The sequence below is a fragment of the Exiguobacterium sp. USCH10 genome, from assembly GCF_037619445.1.
Classification (GTDB): domain Bacteria; phylum Bacillota; class Bacilli; order Exiguobacteriales; family Exiguobacteriaceae; genus Exiguobacterium; species Exiguobacterium aestuarii_A.
On sequence record NZ_JAQPZO010000001.1, the window covers coordinates 341,643 to 361,842 of the forward strand.

Below are 20,200 nucleotides of genomic sequence, written 5' to 3' on the forward strand. Positions count from 1 at the left end.
TTTTCTCTATAGTCAAAAAGCCCGCCTAGAGCGGCGGGCCTTTAGCTCAATTTTCATATTTTTTCGAAAAGGTTAGGACATATGAAGGACCGATGACCGGATAACCAATCTGATCGTATCCTTTTTCAACCAAATAAGAACGTCCTGCTTGATAGATTGGCATAACAACCGCCTCTTCTAACAGCTTTGCTTCCGCGTTTCGTAAAATGATATTACGTTCGTCCAAACTTTCAGTTGAGCGGGCCTGATCCATCAGTTGATCGTACGACTCATTTGCATATCGACTTGAATTGAGCACATCGTCAGACTCAAATTGAGTCAAATAGGCAGATAGCATCGGATAGTCCGGTTGCCATCCTGACAACGAAAAGGAATAATCTCCTGAGACTTCTTTCCTAACTTTTTCTCCAAGTGGTAGCTCTACAACCTTGACGGTCAACCCGTCCAATTGTTCCAAATTCTCTTTTAATCTTGTCGAAATTTCACGTGCTTCTTCATCGACAAAGCTAAGCAATTCAATCTCGATCGTTTCTTTTTTTAACCGTTTTTTCACGGTTTCAAATAATTGGTTGGCATCGCCTTCCAACTCTGCAACCAAAGCCTCCTCATCCATGACGAGAAGTCGTTCCGTCGTTCGTTCCGCTCGTGCAAGCGATTCTTCAAGTGTCGTCCGCTCAAGCATCAGTGCGAGGGCTTGTCGAAACGCAACATCATCGAATGGTGCTTTTTCAACGTTTGGTTTTAAATAAAACACGCCACTTCGCGGAACGTCCTCAATATTCATGACTTCCTCATCAATGGTAGAAGTGTCGAAGTCATAAGGAATCAAATGCATTCCTGACGTCTCATTCAAATTTGATTCACTTCGAATGGTGATCGTTTCAAGCGTAACATTGTCAGCCTCACGATACGTTTCGCTTCTATGTAACGAGATGCTTGTATCATTCATTCGATCAAATTCAAACGGACCGTTCGTTTCTAACTCATCCCATGATGTCACGGATGGTTGTGGTAAAAACGCTGGCATGGCAAATATTTCTTCGAACCCTTCCATCGGGCGGATGAGTGTGATTTCTAGCGTTCCTTCATCAATTGCTCGAACGCCTAACGCGTCTGGTTCTTGTTGTCCGAGCCCAATTTCTTTTGCCGCTTTGACATCTGCGAGTAAGAAACTAAATGGTGAGTTCGTATCGTCATCGACGAGTTTACGGAAATGATCGACGAACGTTTGTGCCGTTATCGAATTGTCTTCTGTCGTCACACTTTCTTTCAATGTGAACGTATAGACTGTTCCGTCTTCAGATCGTTCTAGCTTCTCGACGAGTCCCGGCTCAATCGCCCCATCTGCGCCGAATCGATAGAGTCCTTCATATAGATGTGACAAAACCGTTTGGGATGCCGGGTCAATCGCGAGCATGACGTCCGGTTGAGTCGGAAGGGATTCCCCATGAATCGTAATGGTTTGTTCTTCTGGTGGTAGTAGTTCACGTGACTGCTCTCGTTGTTCGTTCCAAATAAATAAAAAAAGGATAAGGACTGAACCTAACAAGGCGGCCACGATGAATGATTTCTTGTTCATTCGTTGCACTCCTTTCTGTTAGACCAACCCTTATACCCTAACCTTTTTTGAATGATTTTTCTACCGTCAGTTCGTCACTTTCGCAAATGCGAGTGTCGCATTGTGGCCCCCGAAGCCAAGTGAGTTACTGAGTGCATACTGAATGTCAAGTTCCCGATTTCCTTCACGTACATAGTCAAGGTCGCAATCTGCTGCAGGTGATTCACAGTTGATTGTCGGATGAATCTTCCCTTCATGAATTGAAAGGGCTGTGATGACTGCCTCGACGCCACCTGCTCCTCCGAGAAGATGACCAATCATCGATTTCGACGAGTTGACTGCGAGTTTCTCAGCGTGTTCCCCGAACACACGACGAATCGCTTTCGTCTCAAGCATATCGTTGAGCGGTGTACTCGTCCCGTGTGCGTTGATGTATTGCACGTCTTCCGGCTTGATTCCCGCATCGCGAATCGCCTCACTCATTGCTTTTGACCCGCCTTCTGCTTCTGGTGATGGTGCAGTGATGTGATAGGCGTCTGAACTCATCCCGTATCCGACGACTTCTGCATACATTTTCGCTCCACGTGCCTTCGCATGTTCATACTCTTCTAATACGAGTACGCCAGCGCCTTCACCCATGACAAACCCGTCGCGGTTCTCGTCAAATGGACGGCACGCTGTATTCGGGTCCGGATTCGTTGAAAGTGCTTTGTTCGAACAGAAGCCTGCGAACGAGAGTGGTGTGATTGGCGCTTCCGCTCCACCGGCGAACATGGCAATCGCATCTCCCCGTTGAATAACGCGGAACGCTTCTCCAATTGAGTTCGTTCCTGACGCACATGCTGTAACCGAACAGTTACTTGGTCCTTTAGCCCCGAGGTAGATCGACACTTGTCCGCTCGCCATGTTCGGAATCATCATTGGGATGAAGAATGGGCTTACACGACGCGGTCCACGGTCATGAAGGATGGCTGACTGCTTGTCGATGGTCTCGACGCCACCGATTCCGCTCCCGATCCACGTTCCGACTTCATCGGCAATGGCTTTGACATCGAGTCCGCTGTCTTTATGGGCAGCGTCTGCCGCCAAAAGTGAGTATTGGATGAACGAATCCATTTTACGCGCTTCTTTTGGTTCGACTAAGTGTTCGATGTTCCACTCTTTTACTTCCGCTCCGACTTTCGCCGGATATTGGCTGATGTCGATTTTTGTCAACGTATCGATTGCGTTGTCCCCTTTTAAAAGACGGTCCCACATTGTCGACACGTCGTTTCCTAACGGTGATACGACTCCTAATCCTGTCACTACTACTCGTTTCATAGATGATTCCCCTCCGTAATTGTTGCATGATTCCATGTCAGACAGCTTGCACCCCACGTGAGTCCGGCTCCAAACCCTGCGATGACGATTGTTTGTCCGTCTTGGATTTTACCAGATTTGACGGCTTCCGCTAAGGCGAGCGGGATCGATGCCGCCGATGTGTTCGCATGGTCTTGAATGGTCATGACGACTTTCTCTTCTTCTAAATGTAATCGTTCCATCGCCGCATCGATGATTCGACGATTCGCTTGGTGCGGTACAAGGACGTCGAGGTCGTTCAACGACTTGTCGGCCTTGTTTAACGATTCGAGCACGATCTCCGGCATTTTCCGTACGGCGAACTTAAACACTTCGCGACCGTTCATGACAATCTTTCCTTCATCGTTTTCGTACAAGTGTTTGCCACCTGTCCCGTCACTTCCAAGTACGATGGAGTCGATTGAAGCAATCTCGTCTTCCCCGAGTACGACAGCTCCAGCTCCGTCTCCAAATAGGACAGCTGTCGACCGGTCATCCCAGTCAATCAAACTTCCCATCTTTTCTGCTCCGATGACGAGCGTTTTCTTGAAGCCTTTCGAATCCATCAGACTTTTCGCTGTATCCATTGCGAAAATAAATCCGCTACATGCTGCACTGACGTCGAACGCCACAGCGGCTTTCGCGCCAAGATTCGCCTGAACCACGCACGCGGTTGCGGGGAAGGCTGGCGCAGTCGCCGTCGCACAGACAATCGCCTCGATCTCATCGATGCTGACTCCAGCGCTCTGTAACGCCCGCTCTGCGGCACGTGTCGCCATATCCGAGACTGATACGTCACTTTCTGCTAAATGTCGCGCCTCGATGCCTGTACGCGTACGAATCCACTCATCGCTCGTATCCATTCGTTTTTCTAAATCGATATTTGTCACCCGATTGTCCGGTAAGAACGATCCGATGCCGATGATTCCAATATTCATATCGTCGACCCCTATTCTTAGTATCTGGTACTAATATAAGGGAATAAAAAGAGGATGTCAATGCATCCTCTTCATGATCAATCGATTAAGCTTGTTCGAGGCGTTTCGTGACAGCCATGACCATCTTCGCAGAGTTGATCGACGCCGTTTCTAAAAATTCATCAAACGATAAGTTCGCCTCTTCGTCCGCGCTGTCTGAAATCGAGCGTGTGACGACGAACGGAACACCGAACTGGTAACACGTTTGCGCGATTGGAGCAGCTTCCATCTCGACGGCAGCGACGCCATCGAAATGGCCAAGGATGTCCGCTACACGTTTTGAGTCGTTGATGAACGAATCCCCTGTTACGATCAATCCTTGATGCACGTTCACGTCCGGTAAGTTTTCAATCACATCTTTACAGACGCTGACGAGCTTTGGATCGGCTTCATACGCTGGTGGCATCCCTGGTACTTGTCCGTACTCATAGCCGAATGCTGTCACGTCAACATCGTGGTGACGTACTTCTGTTGAGACGACGACGTCACCGACTTTCATCCCTTTTTTAAATCCGCCGGCAGAACCCGTATTGATGACGACGTCCGGTTTGAATTTATCAATCAAGAGTGTAGTCCCAATCGCGGCATTGACTTTCCCGATGCCTGACTTCAAGATGACGACTTGCATGTTTCCAAGATACCCTTCATAAAAATGATAGCTTGCGATTTCTGTATCTTTACGTTCAGTTAGTTCGTTCCGAAGCAAATTCACTTCTTCTTCCATCGCACCGATGATTCCAACTTTCATACCGATTCCTCCTCAGAAAGAGAGCGACTTCCAAAATGGAGGTCGCTCAACAACTTATTTGATTTCTTTGATTTCGACGATCATGTCGCCACCTGGTGTTTGAACCGTGACCACATCTCCGATCGTACGGCCAAGAAGTGCTTTCGCGATTGGTGATTCGTTCGAGATTTTCCCTGTGAACGGGTCTGCCTCGGCACCACCGACGATTGTGTATGTCTCGTCTTCGTTGTCTTCTTGGATGAAGAACGTTACAGTTTTCCCGATTGAGACAACCGAGTTATCGCCTGCATCATCTTGAATGATGACTGCATTGCGGAGCATTTCTTCTAATTGTGCGATTCGTCCTTCGACCATCGCTTGTTCTTCTTTCGCCGCGTCGTATTCCGCGTTTTCTGATAAGTCACCGAAATCACGAGCAATCTTAATATTTTCAACGACTTCTTTACGGCGGACCGTCTTCAGTTCGTTTAATTCATTCTCGATCTTCGCTTTTCCGTCTAACGTCATATAGTGTTGTTTTTCAGCCATTTCTGTCACTCCTTCATTGTCTCCTAGTATATTACAGCTAGGGTAAATTGAAAACGATTTATTTCCTCACGCGCGATTACGCTCAGTGAGCACCCAACGGATCTTCGTCACGAGTAAATCGATTGCGACAAAGTTTTCTCCGCCTTCAGGAACGATGATGTCCGCATACCGCTTCGTCGGCTCACAGAACTGCAAATGCATCGGACGAACGACATTCGTGTACTGTGCCACGACCGAATCGATCGAACGTCCACGTTCATTGATATCCCGCTGCATGCGGCGCAGGATGCGAACGTCAGCATCTGTATCCACGAACACCTTAATATCCATCAATTCACGCAAACGGGCATCTTCAAGTGCTAAAATCCCCTCAACGATGACGACATCGACCGGTTCGATCAAAATCGTCTCATCAGAGCGCGTATGGGCCGCGTAGTCATATACCGGCTTCTCGACAGCCTGATGTTGTTGCAATTGTTGGATATGTTCAATTAGCAAATCGTTATCAAAGGCGAAGGGGTGGTCGTAGTTTGTCTTGTACCGCTCCTCCATCGTCATTTCAGATTGATCTTTATAATACGCGTCTTGTTCAATCATAACGACCGATTGACCTTTAAACGCATCGACGAGCGCACGGGCCACGGTCGTTTTTCCAGATCCGGTACCCCCGGCCACGCCAATAATGACGGGTTTATGTTGCATCAAAGTTAAGTCCTCCTCATCGTAATTTACGACTGATTGCTAGGCCATCACCAAGGGGCAAAATTGCAGTATGATAATCGGTCCGTGCCATCAATTGCTCAGTAAACTGTTTCACGAGACGGACAAGTCGGCGTCGACGTCGGTCAAGTACTGACACGTCCTCGAGTAAGACGTCCCCTCGTAAAAACAAATTATCGCTGTAAATCGTACCACCAATTGGTACTAAAGCGCCATACCCATCAAAAAATTTTTGATATTGTCCTTTTGCCGCATCAATAAACACGGCATCGAACTCACCTTCAATCGAACCAATCAATTCAACGGCGTCACCGTGAATCAATGTGATGCGATCGCGAACATCAGAACGTCCGATAAAACCAGTCGCCTCTTTGAAACGACGAGCATTTCGTTCAATCGTGACGATTTCGGCATCTGGTAACAACTCTGCCATACGGATTGCACTGTAGCCAATTGCCGTCCCCACCTCAAGGATGCGGGTCGGTCGCTGCATCGCCAACAAAGAGAGAAGCACTTCAGAGCCCGTCAAGTCCATGATTGGAACGTGATGTTCTCGCGCAAATGCCTCCATCTCCGTCAGTAGCGGAGAGCGGTCGTTGATCAATTGTTCTACATATCCCTCATAGGATGCATGGTCCACTCGTTCCACCTCTTAACTCTCTTCATTCAAACGACCGGAAGCATCCGCTTCCGGTCGTCCCATCAATTACTGTTCGCTTCTTCAAACGCTTCCCATTCGGAACGGTACTTATTGACGTTTTGTTGATGGTCCTCATAATTGACTTCGAACAAGACCTCCCCATTCGGGAACCCTTCACGTGGAGGGCGTGCATAGAAGTAAATGTTCTCTGTGTCGTTCGGGTTGAGTACCGCCTCAAACGCATCGCGACTGACAGCCGCGATTGGACCAATCGGAATCCCTTCATAACGATACGTGTTATATAAGGAATCGTTCTCCAAGTCTGCGAATGAAGTGAAAATCGATGTCTCCCCCGTACCGTACCAGACGGTCGGGTCAGACTGTAATTTCATGCCGTCGTTTAGACGATTTTCAAAGACACCGGCAATTTCTTTCCGGTCTTCCGTTGACACAGCCTCTTTCTCGACAACCGATGCGAGCGCGAGTGTCTCATGGAAGGTACGTCCTGAATCGGCCAAACGACCTTTGTACTCTTGATACATACTTTCAGTCGGGAGTAGCATCTCATCGATGATTTCAGTGAGTGTTACCCCTTTATTGAATTCATATGTTGCTGGGAACAGGTATCCTTCAAGCGGATGATAAATGCCTTCCTGCAATACTTCCTCCGTCAACATCTCATGCTCGTTCACGAGCGAACTGATATATTCACGGTCACTCAATTGTTCGGAAATCTCTTCTTTCGGAATATCGGCCTCTTTCGCAAGTCGCGCGATGACCTGGTCGATTGTGAACCCTTCCGGAATGACGAGCTTGATATCAGGAACCACAATGACTTTACCTGTTTGCAACGTTTCAATCAACTCATCGATTGATTGAGATGGTGACAACGTATACGTCCCCGCTTGGAACGATGACTCGTTTTTAAAGCGTGTATAGAAACGGAAAATCGTGCTACTCCTTACAAGCCCATTCTCTTCTAGTAATTCACCAATGTATCCCGAACCGGCACCGAGTGGGACTTCGACCTCAACGGTTTCCGTCGATGTCGGATCAATCGGTTCGACGGAGCGCTTCACGAAGACGTAAGCGAGTGCCGAGCCTGTGGCGATGACGAGAAGGAAGATGGCAAGGATGACAACCGTGATGCGACGAACGATCCGGTTGCGGGCACGTTTCTCATCTGACATAGATGGATGATTCATGCATTTCTCCCCTGTTCATTTTATAAAGAGAGGCGACGAGGGAAATCCCTAGCCGCCTGTCCCCTATTTAGTCTAGACCGACTTCGTCATTGACGATATCGAATGCTTCCATGACCTCTTCGAAGTCTTCATCGTCTTCGACGAGCTTCAAGATGAATTCGCCATCTTCAAGTTCTTCAATTTCAAATGCGTATACTTCGATTGTGTCTTCATCTTCTGTTTCCGGAGCGCCGACTGGTTCGAGTACAACGAATGTTTTCTTCGAACGGTCGCTTGTCATACGGAAAATTTCTGCAAATAAATGCTCGTCTCCATTTTCATCTGGAATACGGTACATTTCTTCTTCACGACGGATTTCTGCCATGAGAGATTCCTCCTTATTTCCCGGAACGGTCCAGGTAGTTTTGTAAAATCATCACGGCCGCCATTTTGTCGATGACCGCTTTTCTCTTTTTGCGGCTGACATCTGCTGAAATGAGCATCCGTTCCGCTTGCATCGTCGTTAATCGTTCATCCACCAACACGCAAGGTAAGCCTGTCTGTTCGGTGAACGCCTCGGCAAACGCCTCTGACGCCTCACCGCGCGGACCGACTGTCCCATTCATGTTTTTCGGGTGACCGACGACAACTTCTTTCACATCGTACTGCTCGATAAACGGACGAAGGAGACGGACGGCTTCGTCAAAGTCGGGTTCGGTCCAATAGACCGTCTCCACACCTTGTGCCGTCCATCCCATCAGGTCACTCACCGCGACACCAATTGTCTTCGATCCGACATCGAGTCCCATGACTCGCTTCATATTAATCCTCTCTACGATCGTTCAAATACGATTTGACCAACTCTTCGAGAAGTTCATCCCGCTCAATTTTGCGAATCAAGTTTCGCGCATCATTATGACGTGGGATGTAGGCGGGGTCACCTGACAATAAGTATCCCACGATTTGATTGATCGGTTGATAACCTTTTTCCTCGAGTGCTTGATATACCGTAATCAGCGTCTCACGTGTGTTAGCACGTTGATCATCTTCTGGAAAATTGAATTGCATCGTGCGATCCATTTGGCTCACAAGAATCCACCTCTTTCCGTTTGCACTTCACACTCTATTATGCCAGTGATTGGACGTAATGTGAAGCAAACTTCAATGCTTCGTCCAGTTTTGTTGCATCACGGCCACCTGCTTGTGCCATGTCTGGACGACCGCCACCACCGCCACCACAGCGTGTTGCGACTTCTTTAATGAGTTTTCCGGCATGGAAGCCACGATCGTTCAAGTCTTTTGTTACACCGGCGACGAGGTTGACCTTCTCACCGTTTGCCGACCCGAGGATAATCACGGCAGAACCGAGTTTCCCTTTCAAGTCGTCGACCATGCTACGGAGGGCATCCATATCTTGTCCATCGACACGCTTCGCAATCAATTGAACGTCACCAATCGTTTCGATTGCATCCGTCAATGAAGAAGCTTCGATGTTCGCAAGTTTTGCTTTGAGCGACTCTGAAGCACGCTCAACGTCTTTGATTTCAGCCTGGAGTGCTTGAACACGTGCTGGGACCTCGAGTGGTTTCGTCTTCAACAGTTTCGCTGCCGCTTCGAGCGTCTCGATTTGCTGGTTCATCACTTCGTATGCGCCAGCCCCTGTGACCGCTTCGATTCGACGTGTTCCTGCGCCAATTCCTGATTCAGACAAGATTTTAAAGAGTCCGATTTCAGCCGTGTTAGATACGTGACAGCCACCGCAAAGCTCAACTGAGTAGTCCCCAGCCGATACGACACGAACGACATCGCCGTACTTCTCACCGAAGAGTGCCATCGCACCTTTTGCTTTCGCATCTGCGATATTCATTTCTTCGATGTCGACACCGATCGATGCCCAAATCTTCTCGTTCACTTGACGCTCAATCGATTGAAGCTCTTCAGCCGTCACTTGACCGAAGTGAGAGAAGTCGAAACGAAGACGATCTGGTGTCACGAGTGACCCAGCCTGGTTGACGTGCTCGCCGAGCGTGTCTTTCAAGGCACGGTGAAGGAGGTGCGTCGCCGTATGGTTTTTCACGATCGCTTGACGTGAGTCTTGGTCAACCGTTGCTGTCACTGCCACTTCCGCTTTCGCGACGCCTGACTCGACTGTGACCGTGTGCAAGTTTTGCCCATTCGGTGCTTTCGACACATCTTTTACGCGAAGAAGGAAGTCTTCGCCAACGATTTGACCTTTGTCACCGATTTGACCGCCGCTCTCTGCGTAGAATGGCGTTTGATCGAGGATCACTTGTGCCTCTTCCCCTGCAGCGACGACGTCAACGAGTTCCCCGTCGTGAATCAAGCTGACGATTTTCGCGTTCGTCTCAAGGTTGTCGTATCCGAGGAATGTCGATGGCATCGTGATGTCCGCGAGTACGCCAGACTGGATTTGCATCGATTCGACGTCAGCACGCGCTTGACGTGCACGTTCGCGTTGCTCATTCATCGCTTCCTTAAAGCCGTCCTCATCGACCGTCATGTGATGGTCTTCAGCGTATTCGATTGTCAATTCAAGTGGGAAGCCGTACGTGTCATAGAGACGGAACGCATCTTGACCACTGATCACGTTTGAACCTGCAGCTTTTTGCGCTTTCGCGACTTCGTTCAAGATTGCGAGTCCGTCGTTCAACGTTTCATGGAAACGCTCTTCCTCGTTTTTGATGACTTTCTTGATGAAGTCTTTCTTCTCGTTCACTTGTGGATAGAAGTCGACCATGATGTCACCGACGACGTCGACAAGTTCATACATGAACGGACGCTCGATGCCGAGCATCTTCGCATAGCGGACCGCACGGCGGAGAAGACGACGGAGGACATATCCACGTCCTTCGTTCGACGGGAGTGCACCGTCTCCGATCGCGAACGATACGGTACGGATGTGGTCAGCGATGACCTTGAAGGCAACGTCTTTGCTGCTATCTTGACGATATACGTCGCCACTGATTTTTTCTGTTTCGCGAATGATCGGCATGAAGAGGTCGGTATCGAAGTTTGTCGGTACGTCTTGAAGGACGCTCGCCATCCGTTCGAGTCCCATCCCTGTATCAATGTTTTTACGTGGAAGCTCTGTATAGTTCCCGTGCCCGTCATGGTTATATTGGCTGAACACGATGTTCCAGATTTCAAGGTAACGCTCGTTCTCCCCACCCGGATAAAGTTCAGGGTCTGTCGGGTCGTCTCCGAACGCTGGTCCACGGTCGAAGAAGATTTCGGTGTTCGGACCAGATGGGCCTTCGCCGATTTCCCAGAAGTTATCTTCAAGTGGGATGATGCGGTCAGCCGGCATGCCGAGGTTCAACCAGATTTGTTTTGATTCTTCATCGTCCGGGTGAATCGTGACAGAGAGGCGATCTGGGTCGAGACCGTACCACTCGTCACTCGTCAAGAGTTCCCAGCCCCATGTGATCGCTTCTTCACGGAAGTATTCTCCGACTGAGAAGTTTCCGAGCATTTCGAAGAACGTATGGTGACGTGCTGTCTTCCCGACGTTCTCGATATCGTTCGTACGAATCGATTTTTGTGCGTTGACGATTCGTGGGTTCGCTGGGATGACACGTCCATCAAAGTATTTCTTCAATGTCGCGACACCAGAGTTGATCCATAGAAGAGTCGGATCTTCGACCGGTACGAGCGACGCACTCGGCTCAACGCTGTGACCTTTTGATTTGAAGAAATCTAAGTACATTTGGCGAATCTGTGCGCCAGTCAATGATTTGAGCGGTTTCATGAACAATTCCTCCTTATTTCTGAACGAAACGAAAAAAAGCGATGCCTGCCCCTGTGGAAAGGGACGAAAGCATCGCTTCGTGGTACCACCCTCGTTCGCACGGTAAACACCGTGCCTCGAACATCCGTTAACGTGGATGAGGCGCCCAGGTTGAGTGGGGACTCCAGAATAGCTTCGGTCGGCCGACCCCCATCTTCTCGCAGCCTAGGAAGATGTCTCTGTAGAGGCGGTGACGACGTACTCATTTCCTTCATCGTCTGTATCGTTTCAGTTGTCTATTCGTCATTATCACACGCGCTTATGAAGACGTCAAGACTTCCCGCCTAAGCGTTCGACCAATTTTGTCCGTCGTACGGGTTCTTCTTCACGCGTTGCCGCCTCGAGTGCCCGTACGTCCCCAAACAACAGCAAGCTTTTCTTCGCCCGTGTCACGGCCGTATAAATCAAGTTTCGCGATGAGCGGAAGCCGCCGTTAAAGAAGACCGGCATGAGTACGATTGGGAACTCGGACCCTTGTGACTTATGAATCGTGATGGCGTAGGCGTGGGTGAACTGATCCCATTCACTACGGTTATATTCGACTTCCGTCTGATCGAATCGGATATAAATTTTATCGACTTTATCAACGTTCTCTTTCGCGTAGAAGATGTTCGTGATCTCACCGATGTCCCCGTTATAGACGTTCTCTTCGGCGTTGTTGACGAGTTGTAGCACTTTATCGCCATTTCGGTAAATGCGTGTCCCATGTTTCACTTCACGGGCACTCGATTTTGGATTGAACACGTGTTGAAGCGCTTCGTTCAGCCCATCGATTCCGCACACTCCTCGATACGTCGGAGCGAGCACTTGGATATCAAATGGTGAATACCCTTTCCGGAGGGCCGCTCCTGCCATCTGACAAATCGCTTGAAGCGCCGTCTCTTGGTTCGCCGTATAGAAACGACGGTCCGGAAGCGCCGCCAATAAATCTTCTGGCATCTTTTTGGCGTTCAAGGAATGGGCGAGCCGTAAAATACTCGACTCCGACGCTTGACGGTGGACGACGTCGAGGCGGACGACCGGAATCCCGTCTGTCGCCATCAAATCGGCGAGTACTTGTCCCGGTCCGACTGACGGGAGCTGGTCGCGGTCCCCGACGAACAAGATCTTCATGCCGTTCGGTACCGCTTTGAGTAAGCTTCTGAACAAGAAGATATCAATCATCGACGCCTCGTCGACGATGAGCACTTTCCCCGCAAGTGGGTTCGTCTCATCGACTTGGAACGAACTTCCGTCAAACTTTAACAGACGGTGAATCGTCGATGCCGGAAGCCCCGTCGATTCGCTGAGTCGCTTCGCGGCCCGACCCGTCGGTGCGGCCAAGACGAACGGGAACGGTTGGTTCGGTACGGGCTCTAACTTCCAGTCGAAGACGTCACTGAGTGCGTGAATAATCCCACGGACAACCGTCGTCTTCCCCGTACCCGGCCCACCGGTGAGCACCATGAGTGGCGATTTGAGCGCAAGCTCGATCGCTTCTCGCTGTTGGGTCGCATACTCAATCGAAAACATCTCCTCGACACGTCCGACCGCGTCAAAGATGGTCGTCATGTCCACGTCTTCCGTCGTCGATGTCGCCATGATACGCGCCAATTCCTCTGCCGCCTTTCGTTCAGCGCGGAACACCCGAGGATGATAGACGACCCCGTCATCGATGACGACCCGCTCGTCTTTTGCGAGCGACTCTAATGCCGTGACGAGTGCGTCACCTGGGTCTGCCCCGATGATTCGAGGCATCTCCGCTTCGAGTTGCTCCGCCGTCACGTAGAGATGACCGTTCCCTTGTTCGAGCTCTAACACGTAAAGTACCGCTGCCGCGATGCGTTCAGGATGAATGCCTTGAATCCCGAAATGCGCGGCGATGGCATCCGCCGTCTTGAATCCGATTCCTTGTACATCGTACATGAGCGCATACGGATTCTTCTCAATCGTCTCCATCGCCCGTCCTTCATATTCTTTATGGATTTTTGAGGCGAGACGAGGTGTCACGTCAAACGGAGCGAGAAACAAGAGCAGTTGGTCGACCCCGTATAAGACGTTCAGACGTTCCGTGATCACACGCGCCTGCTTTTCTTTTAACCCATCGACTTCTGACAGGATACTCGGATGTTTCACGATTTGGTCGATGCAATCATCTCCGAGCGTATCTGCGATCTTCTGAGCGGTCTTTTGTCCGATTCCGGGAAAGGAACCGTTCGTCAAAAAGCGGACGGCGGCCCGTTTCGTCATCGGAACGACGCGACGAATCCAATCGGCCTTCATCTGTTTTCCGAATCGAGGATGTTCGACGAGACGACCGTGCGCCTTATACGTCTCCCCTTTTTCGATGCCGACCCCGACGCCAGCGATGACCATCTCGGTCTCGTCCGTCTCAAAATTCTTTTCTTTTATTCGTACGAGCGCAATGGTGTGCGCTTCTTCTTCTGATTGAAACAGGACTCGAATGACTTTTCCAGTCAACTCGTAAGGTGCTGCCATCATATCCGACACCTCCAGCTATTTTTCCATCATTCATTATAGCCCGAGATGAATCGATTGAACAAATGACCTAGTCGAACAGACTCAAGATTTGCTCGATTCGGTCGAGGTCGACGACTTCCAAAATGCGAATGAGTTGTTCAAAGTCGACCCTGTCCAAGATACGCTCGACTTGTTCGAGGTCCACTTCTTCAATCAACCGCTGGATTCGGTCTAAATCACCCGACGCCTCGTACGCCTCGAGTCTCGTGAAGAGTTCTGTCTTCTCGATTCGAATCGAATCCTCCAACATCCCCCGAGCACCAAATAAGACAAGACCGATGACCCCCAATTGAATCAACCAATTCGTCACGACTTTCCAGAACGGGACGGTCTGTCCGATGAATGGGATGAGCGGGATGAACGTCAATTGTAGGAGCAACATCCCGACCTGAACGTATACGTTCGGAATCACCAAGCCTAAAATCGCAAGAATCAACGGAACGAACCATCCGACCCCGACATGTTCAGACGTGAGTTGCCAGGACTTCTGTTCCGCGTACACATAATGAACAATCCATCCGACAATGAGGAGCGCCACGAATAGAATGAACAATAGCGTTAAAAGTCCCTGCGGTTCGACGACCACTTGATATAAAATCGTGTTCGTCCACTTCCCATCCGCAAGTCGCTGGTTCACCGTTTCAAATAATTGCGTGAACCACACATACTCAATAATAAAAAATAAAATGACACTGACCATGCTATATTTTCGCAAACGATTCGACCTCCTTCTATAAAGTGTCATTCCCTCACTTCAAGACAGCTAGTCGCGTTTTTGATTTGAAGAAAGCGGGAACTGTTCGAATGACATAGTGAAGGAGGAGTCATATATGGGTAAACGAATTCCAGTCAGCGGATTATGTGAACTTGTATTAGAAGTGACAGATATGGAAGAAGCCGTTTCGTTTTGGTCTGAGAAATTAGGTCTCCCCGTCGTCGAACAATGGGTCGGAGACGATGCCGAGCCAAGTGAATCGCAAGAACAAGCGAACGAGCCTTGGGCAACGTGGCTCTACATCGGAGGGAATACGCGGCTAGGACTTTGGCTAAAACGTAACTTTACAGAAGAAGAGGATGCGAACCGAAAACAGGACGTGACCGAGTGGGACACGCTCTATGATGAAGGTGGGGTCCATGTCCACTGTGCGTTCTTCGTTCCGATGGAGTCGTTTGAAAAGGCACTCGAGATCCTAGATGAGACCGATGTGCCTGTAAAACTACGGACATGGGACGAGGATGAGACAAAGAATGGGAAAGAACGCTCGGCGTACTTTAAAGATCCGAGCCACAACATCATCGAACTGTATACGAAAAATATGGACGAGGCATACGGCGACTTCGCCGGGGAACCCGTCAAAATCACGACGAAACAACTCTAATCGCGTTAACGAAAAAAGTGCCATCGCTCCATTACGATGGCACTTTCCTATTCAAGAGATCAGTTCCCAAGCAGTGCGTCCATCTTCGCGATGGCATCACGTGCAAGTTCGTGGTCTGGTTGCATCTCAAGGACGCGTTGAAGTTCGGCATACGTCCGTTCCTGGTCACCCAAGAACGCATACGCGATTGCCAAGTTGTAACGGGCATCCGTATGGCTCGCATCGAGGTCGAGCGTCTCTTCTAACGCGACGACCGCTTCTTCAAGCTGTTCACTTTGTGCGAGTGCAAGTCCGTATTGGAACGTGATTTCCACGTCTTCCGGCGATTGTTTCTTCGCTTCACGCAGGCGCGGCATCGCACGAACGAAGTCACCCATCGCTTTGTACGTCAAGCCGAGCATGAAATGAAGATCGGCATCATCCATCCCCGAGAGGAGCGCTTGGCGAAGCGACGCTTCTGCCGTCTCCAATTGCTCGAGTTCATAGGCAAGGGCACCTTTCGCATAATGCGCGGCACCGAACGAACCATCGAGTTCAATCGCTTTGTCATAGAAGATGACGGCACGATCGTAATCGTTGATCGCCTGAAGCAACGTCCCCATGTTGACGAAACCAGTCGGGTCTGTCGGGTTCGCTTCAATCGCCTCATTGAAATGTTTGGCTGCCTGTTCGAATTCACCTTGCTGCATCGCTTGGATGCCTTGTTCGTTTGCGTTCATATCAATCACCTCATCCGATATAGTCGAGTCGTTTTCCGTTTCGGTACGCTTCGTCAATCGTTGCCCCACCGAGACAGATGTCGCCGTCATAGAAGACGACCGCTTGTCCAGGAGTGATGGCACGTTGTGGCTCATCGAACTTGACGAGTACTTCGCCGCCCTCAAGTGGAGCGACCGTGACCGGCACGTCTTGTTGACGATAGCGGAACTTCGCCGTCGCCCGGAATTCTCCTGTAGGAGCAGCCCCTGTCCACGAAAGTTTCGAAGCGAGAAGCGCATCTGAATAGAGCGCGTCGTGATGGAAGCCTTGTCCGACGAACAAGACGTTGTTCTCGACATCTTTCCCGACAACGAACCAAGGGTCCCCATCGCCACCGATTCCGAGACCGTGACGCTGTCCGAGTGTATAATACATCAACCCGTCATGACGTCCTTTGACGACACCATCGAGCGTCCGCATTTCACCTGGCTGTGACGGAAGGTATTCCGACAAGAACTCTTTGAAGTTCCGCTCACCGATAAAGCAGATTCCGGTCGAATCTTTTTTCTTCGCTGTCGCGAGTCCTGCTTCTTCAGCAATGACACGCACATCTTTCTTGTCCATATGACCAATCGGGAACATCGTCCGCGCGAGTTGGTCTTGAGACAATTGGTTCAAGAAATACGTTTGGTCTTTGTTGTCGTCTTTCCCACGCAACAAGCGGTGTTCGCCGTCGACGTATTCCACTTGTGCATAATGACCGGTTGCGACAAAGTCTGCACCGAGTCGAAGTGCATGGTCCAGGAACGCTTTGAATTTGATTTCTTTGTTACACATGACGTCCGGATTCGGTGTACGACCGAGACGATATTCTGCCAAGAAATACTCAAAGACACGGTCCCAATATTCTTTTTCAAAGTTGACCGCATAATATGGGATCCCGATTTGGTTCGCGACGGCGATGACGTCTTCATAGTCCTCTGTCGCCGTACACACACCGTTCTCGTCCGTGTCGTCCCAGTTTTTCATAAAAATCCCGATGACGTTATACCCTTGTTCTTTCAATACATGGGCCGTCACCGATGAATCGACGCCACCTGACATCCCGACGACGACCGTCGTCTCTTCAGGGGCTTTCGTGCGTAAATTCATCTATCTCACTCCGTTCATAAATGTCGAGACGACTTCTTGTAGTCGCTCCGCGAGCCGTTTCGCGTCCTCGACCGAGTTGCCGTGGCCAAAACTGATTCGAACAGACTGACGTGTCCGCTCTAAATCCCCGTACATCGCCGACAATACATGGGACGGTTCGACCGACCCTGCCGTGCAGGCACTTCCGCTTGAAATCGCCATGCCCCGCATATCCATCATGATGAGGAAGGGTTCAAGGTCAATTCCAGGAAGGTATAGGTTCACGATGTGAGGTAAACGATTTGATCCGTTCACCTCATAAGATACGCCTAGTTCGTCAAGGCGCTGACGTAGTGCCAGATCGAGCGACTCATAGAGAGCCACTCGGTCCTCACGCTCTGCCATGACGAGTTCAGCTGCTTTTTGGAATCCGACGGCACCCGGAACATTTTCCGTGCCGGCTCGACGTTTACGTTCTTGTTGTCCACCAAAAGAACGTGACGCTAATTTTACACCTGTTTTCATGAAAAGAAAACCGATACCTTTTGGTCCATTCACTTTATGTGCGGACGCCGACAATAAATCGACATGAATCGCCTTCACATCAATCAGTTCTGTCCCGAGGGCTTGTACCGCATCGGTATGAAAAATGGCGTGATGATCTCGTAACAACTCACCGATTTCTTGAATCGGTTGGCGTGTCCCGACTTCGTTATTTCCGTACATGACCGATACGAGTATCGTGTCATCCCGTAAGGCTGAACGCACGGCGTCGACAGTGACGGCTCCCGACGCATCGACATCGAGATAGGTGACGTCGAAGCCCTCGCGTTCGAGCTGTTCCATCGCATGAAGAACAGCATGATGCTCGACTTTTGTCGTGATGATGTGTTTACCTTTTTCCTGATGGGCATATGCCGCACCGAACAAGGCATAGTTATCTGACTCCGTCCCACCCGACGTAAAGACGATCTCGTTCGGTGACGCACCAATCCATTTCGCGAGGACGCGACGTGACGAGTCGAGCGCCGCTCGGGCGTTACGTCCAATCCCGTGAATGCTCGACGCGTTGCCGTATGTCTCTAAAAAGTAAGGGGTCATCGCCTCGAGGACTTCTGGTCGCATCGGCGTCGTCGCAGCGTGATCAAAATAGTTCATGTAAGGGTCACCTCGTTCTTAAATATAAAACATATAGCCGTCTGACTCTTCCTCGGCAAGATCGGCGAGTGTCGTTTCGTCAAGGACGGTATCGATGGCTTCTTTGATTTTATCCCAAAGCTTCCGTTTCACCGCATCATCTGCTTCAGATTCCTCTACAACGGCTAACGGTCCTTCGAGCAAGCGAATGATTTCACCCGCCGTCACTTCTTCTGCCGGTTTGACGAGCTGATAGCCACCGTACGCGCCGCGTACGCTCTTGACGAGTCCCCCATTACGGAGTGGACCGATTAATTGCTCCAAATAATGCTCCGGCAACTCATGGCGTGCCGCAATCTTCTTTAAGCTGAGCGGCTTGTTGTCTGTCTCTCGTGCCAACGCAATCATGATCGTTAAGCCATAACGGCCTTTTGTAGATATTTTCATCTTCAAGTCTCCTTCTGTTATACTAATCGAACAAACGTTTGTCGAAAGGAATGGTTACGTATGCCTGATTTGTTTCATCAATCGAATGGCGGACCGCTCGCCAACCGCATGCGCCCCGAAACGTTAGATGACGTCATCGGACAGCGCCATATCATCGGTGAGGGCAAGCTACTTCGCCGTGCCATCGAAGCCGACCGACTCGGCACGATTATCCTATACGGTCCGCCTGGCACCGGGAAGACGACACTCGCCCGTGTCATTTCGAATTACACGAAAGCGACATTTGTCCAATTGAACGCCGTCACAGCCAAACTTGATGAATTGCGGAACGTCATTCGTGAAGCGGAGTCCCGGTTTGATTATGAGGACGAGCGCACGATTCTCTTTTTAGATGAGATCCATCGATTCAACAAGCTTCAGCAGGATGCACTCCTCCCTGCCCTTGAGTCCGGAAAACTCGTCCTCATCGGAGCGACGACTGAAAACCCAAGCTTTGAAGTGAACGCCGCCCTCTTGTCACGGGCGACCGTGTTTCGGCTTGAGCCACCAGGTGCCGAAGAGTTACGGATCGTCCTCGAGCGTGCACTACACGACTCACGCGGGCTTGGAAATTACCCGGTGAAGATGGATGAAGCTGCCGCTGACCATTATATCAAAATGGCAGATGGTGACTACCGTGTCCTATTGAACGCACTCGAACTCGCCGTCTTGACAACGCCAGAAGTGGATGGACAAATTCACATCACACTCGAGGTCGCGGAAGAGTCGATTCAACAGAAGTCGATCAAATATGATAAGACGGGTGACCGACATTACGACGTCATCTCGGCGTTTATCAAATCGATTCGTGGGTCGGACCCCGATGCGGCGCTATACTGGTTAGCCGTCATGATCGAGGCTGGCGAATCGCCGCGCTTCATCATGCGTCGCCTTTACGTCCATGCCGCCGAAGATATCGGAATGAGCGATCCGAACGCACTACTCATCGTGGATGCGGCGGCTCGAGCGAGCGAATACATCGGTTTCCCTGAAGCCCGGATTCCGATTGCCGAAGCCGTTCTTTATTTGGCGACCGCACCAAAATCAAATGCGGTCATCACCGCCATCGACAAGGCACTCCATCACGTCCGTACAGTCGAGGGTGGACCTGTACCCGTACATCTCCGTGACGCTCATAGTCCAGGGGCTCGCGAACTCGGAAACGGGGTCGGATACAAATACCCACACGATGAAAAAGATGGGTTCGTTCCTCAAAACTACTGGCCAGAAAACTTGGCCCGAAAACGACCAACCTACTATAAACCGACGCCACGCGGATTCGAGCAACAAGTTCAAAAACGGCTCGATTATTGGGAAAAACGACGCGACTCGAAATGAGCCAGCGTC

At 50.1% G+C, this 20,200-nt stretch carries 20 protein-coding genes; 2 read left to right on the plus strand and 18 right to left on the minus strand.

The annotated features are described in order from the left end of the window. Positions 1-46: 46 nt before the first annotated feature. From PQI28_RS01790 to PQI28_RS01855, 14 genes are all read right to left on the minus strand, one after another. Entirely contained in the window at positions 47-1,579 is a 1,533-nt protein-coding gene (locus PQI28_RS01790; protein ID WP_214785240.1) for a peptide ABC transporter substrate-binding protein, read from the minus strand. A 66-nt stretch (positions 1,580-1,645) separates the two neighbouring features. Continuing rightward, positions 1,646-2,878 carry a beta-ketoacyl-ACP synthase II gene (fabF, locus tag PQI28_RS01795; protein WP_214785241.1) on the minus strand — a complete coding sequence of 411 codons (1,233 nt, stop codon included), beginning with the start codon at positions 2,876-2,878 and terminating at the stop codon, positions 1,646-1,648. Continuing rightward, positions 2,875-3,834 (minus strand): beta-ketoacyl-ACP synthase III, encoded by a 960-nt coding sequence (locus PQI28_RS01800; RefSeq protein ID WP_339962390.1) that lies wholly within the window; start codon positions 3,832-3,834, stop codon positions 2,875-2,877. The genes fabF and PQI28_RS01800 overlap by 4 nt, the downstream gene beginning before the upstream one ends. A gap of 85 nt (positions 3,835-3,919) precedes the next feature. Beyond that, the gene (gene mtnN, locus PQI28_RS01805; protein ID WP_214760592.1) at positions 3,920-4,621 is read right to left on the minus strand and encodes a 5'-methylthioadenosine/S-adenosylhomocysteine nucleosidase; all 702 of its coding nucleotides are present in this window, start codon (positions 4,619-4,621) and stop codon (positions 3,920-3,922) included. 54 nt (positions 4,622-4,675) lie between these two features. Beyond that, positions 4,676-5,149: a transcription elongation factor GreA gene (gene greA / locus PQI28_RS01810; RefSeq protein ID WP_074035127.1), complete on the minus strand. Its 474-nt coding sequence runs from the start codon at positions 5,147-5,149 to the stop codon at positions 4,676-4,678. A 66-nt stretch (positions 5,150-5,215) separates the two neighbouring features. Beyond that, positions 5,216-5,851 (minus strand): uridine kinase, encoded by a 636-nt coding sequence (gene udk / locus PQI28_RS01815; protein WP_074035132.1) that lies wholly within the window; start codon positions 5,849-5,851, stop codon positions 5,216-5,218. A 16-nt stretch (positions 5,852-5,867) separates the two neighbouring features. Beyond that, entirely contained in the window at positions 5,868-6,509 is a 642-nt protein-coding gene (locus PQI28_RS01820; protein ID WP_339962638.1) for an O-methyltransferase, read from the minus strand. Between the two features lie 62 nt (positions 6,510-6,571). Next, a complete protein-coding gene (mltG, locus tag PQI28_RS01825) occupies positions 6,572-7,714 on the minus strand; it encodes an endolytic transglycosylase MltG (protein WP_214785243.1) in 1,143 nt (380 codons plus the stop codon). 67 nt (positions 7,715-7,781) lie between these two features. Then, positions 7,782-8,078 carry a DUF1292 domain-containing protein gene (locus PQI28_RS01830; protein ID WP_078146594.1) on the minus strand — a complete coding sequence of 99 codons (297 nt, stop codon included), beginning with the start codon at positions 8,076-8,078 and terminating at the stop codon, positions 7,782-7,784. A 13-nt stretch (positions 8,079-8,091) separates the two neighbouring features. After that, the gene (gene ruvX, locus PQI28_RS01835) at positions 8,092-8,514 is read right to left on the minus strand and encodes a Holliday junction resolvase RuvX (protein ID WP_015881197.1); all 423 of its coding nucleotides are present in this window, start codon (positions 8,512-8,514) and stop codon (positions 8,092-8,094) included. A 1-nt stretch (position 8,515) separates the two neighbouring features. Beyond that, a complete protein-coding gene (locus PQI28_RS01840) occupies positions 8,516-8,782 on the minus strand; it encodes an IreB family regulatory phosphoprotein (protein ID WP_015881196.1) in 267 nt (88 codons plus the stop codon). Between the two features lie 37 nt (positions 8,783-8,819). Further along, a complete protein-coding gene (gene alaS, locus PQI28_RS01845) occupies positions 8,820-11,462 on the minus strand; it encodes an alanine--tRNA ligase (RefSeq protein ID WP_339962391.1) in 2,643 nt (880 codons plus the stop codon). 309 nt (positions 11,463-11,771) lie between these two features. Beyond that, entirely contained in the window at positions 11,772-13,979 is a 2,208-nt protein-coding gene (gene recD2 / locus PQI28_RS01850; protein WP_251129891.1) for an SF1B family DNA helicase RecD2, read from the minus strand. A 70-nt stretch (positions 13,980-14,049) separates the two neighbouring features. Next, the gene (locus tag PQI28_RS01855) at positions 14,050-14,736 is read right to left on the minus strand and encodes a hypothetical protein (protein ID WP_339962393.1); all 687 of its coding nucleotides are present in this window, start codon (positions 14,734-14,736) and stop codon (positions 14,050-14,052) included. Between the two features lie 115 nt (positions 14,737-14,851). On the opposite strand from PQI28_RS01855, the gene PQI28_RS01860 reads away from it, so the two are divergent. Beyond that, entirely contained in the window at positions 14,852-15,400 is a 549-nt protein-coding gene (locus PQI28_RS01860; RefSeq protein WP_224860500.1) for a VOC family protein, read from the plus strand. Positions 15,401-15,459: 59 nt separating this feature from the next. On the opposite strand, the gene PQI28_RS01865 is transcribed toward PQI28_RS01860, so the two are convergent. Genes PQI28_RS01865 through cymR form a run of 4 tightly spaced genes read right to left on the minus strand, consistent with a single transcriptional unit; the run spans position 15,460 to position 18,814 of the window. After that, positions 15,460-16,209, minus strand: a complete 750-nt coding sequence (locus PQI28_RS01865; protein WP_271305074.1) for a tetratricopeptide repeat protein — start codon at positions 16,207-16,209, stop codon at positions 15,460-15,462. Further along, complete coding sequence (gene mnmA / locus PQI28_RS01870; protein WP_214695422.1) at positions 16,130-17,251, minus strand: tRNA 2-thiouridine(34) synthase MnmA; 1,122 nt, start codon at positions 17,249-17,251, stop codon at positions 16,130-16,132. Before mnmA ends, PQI28_RS01865 begins: the two co-directional genes overlap by 80 nt. After that, complete coding sequence (locus PQI28_RS01875; protein WP_339962394.1) at positions 17,252-18,388, minus strand: cysteine desulfurase family protein; 1,137 nt, start codon at positions 18,386-18,388, stop codon at positions 17,252-17,254. 18 nt (positions 18,389-18,406) lie between these two features. Then, positions 18,407-18,814: a cysteine metabolism transcriptional regulator CymR gene (gene cymR / locus PQI28_RS01880; RefSeq protein ID WP_214695418.1), complete on the minus strand. Its 408-nt coding sequence runs from the start codon at positions 18,812-18,814 to the stop codon at positions 18,407-18,409. Between the two features lie 60 nt (positions 18,815-18,874). Here cymR and PQI28_RS01885 point away from each other — a divergent pair, with 60 nt between their 5' ends. Next, positions 18,875-20,191, plus strand: coding sequence for a replication-associated recombination protein A (locus tag PQI28_RS01885; protein WP_339962395.1), 1,317 nt, complete (start codon positions 18,875-18,877; stop codon positions 20,189-20,191). Positions 20,192-20,200 lie beyond the last annotated feature (9 nt).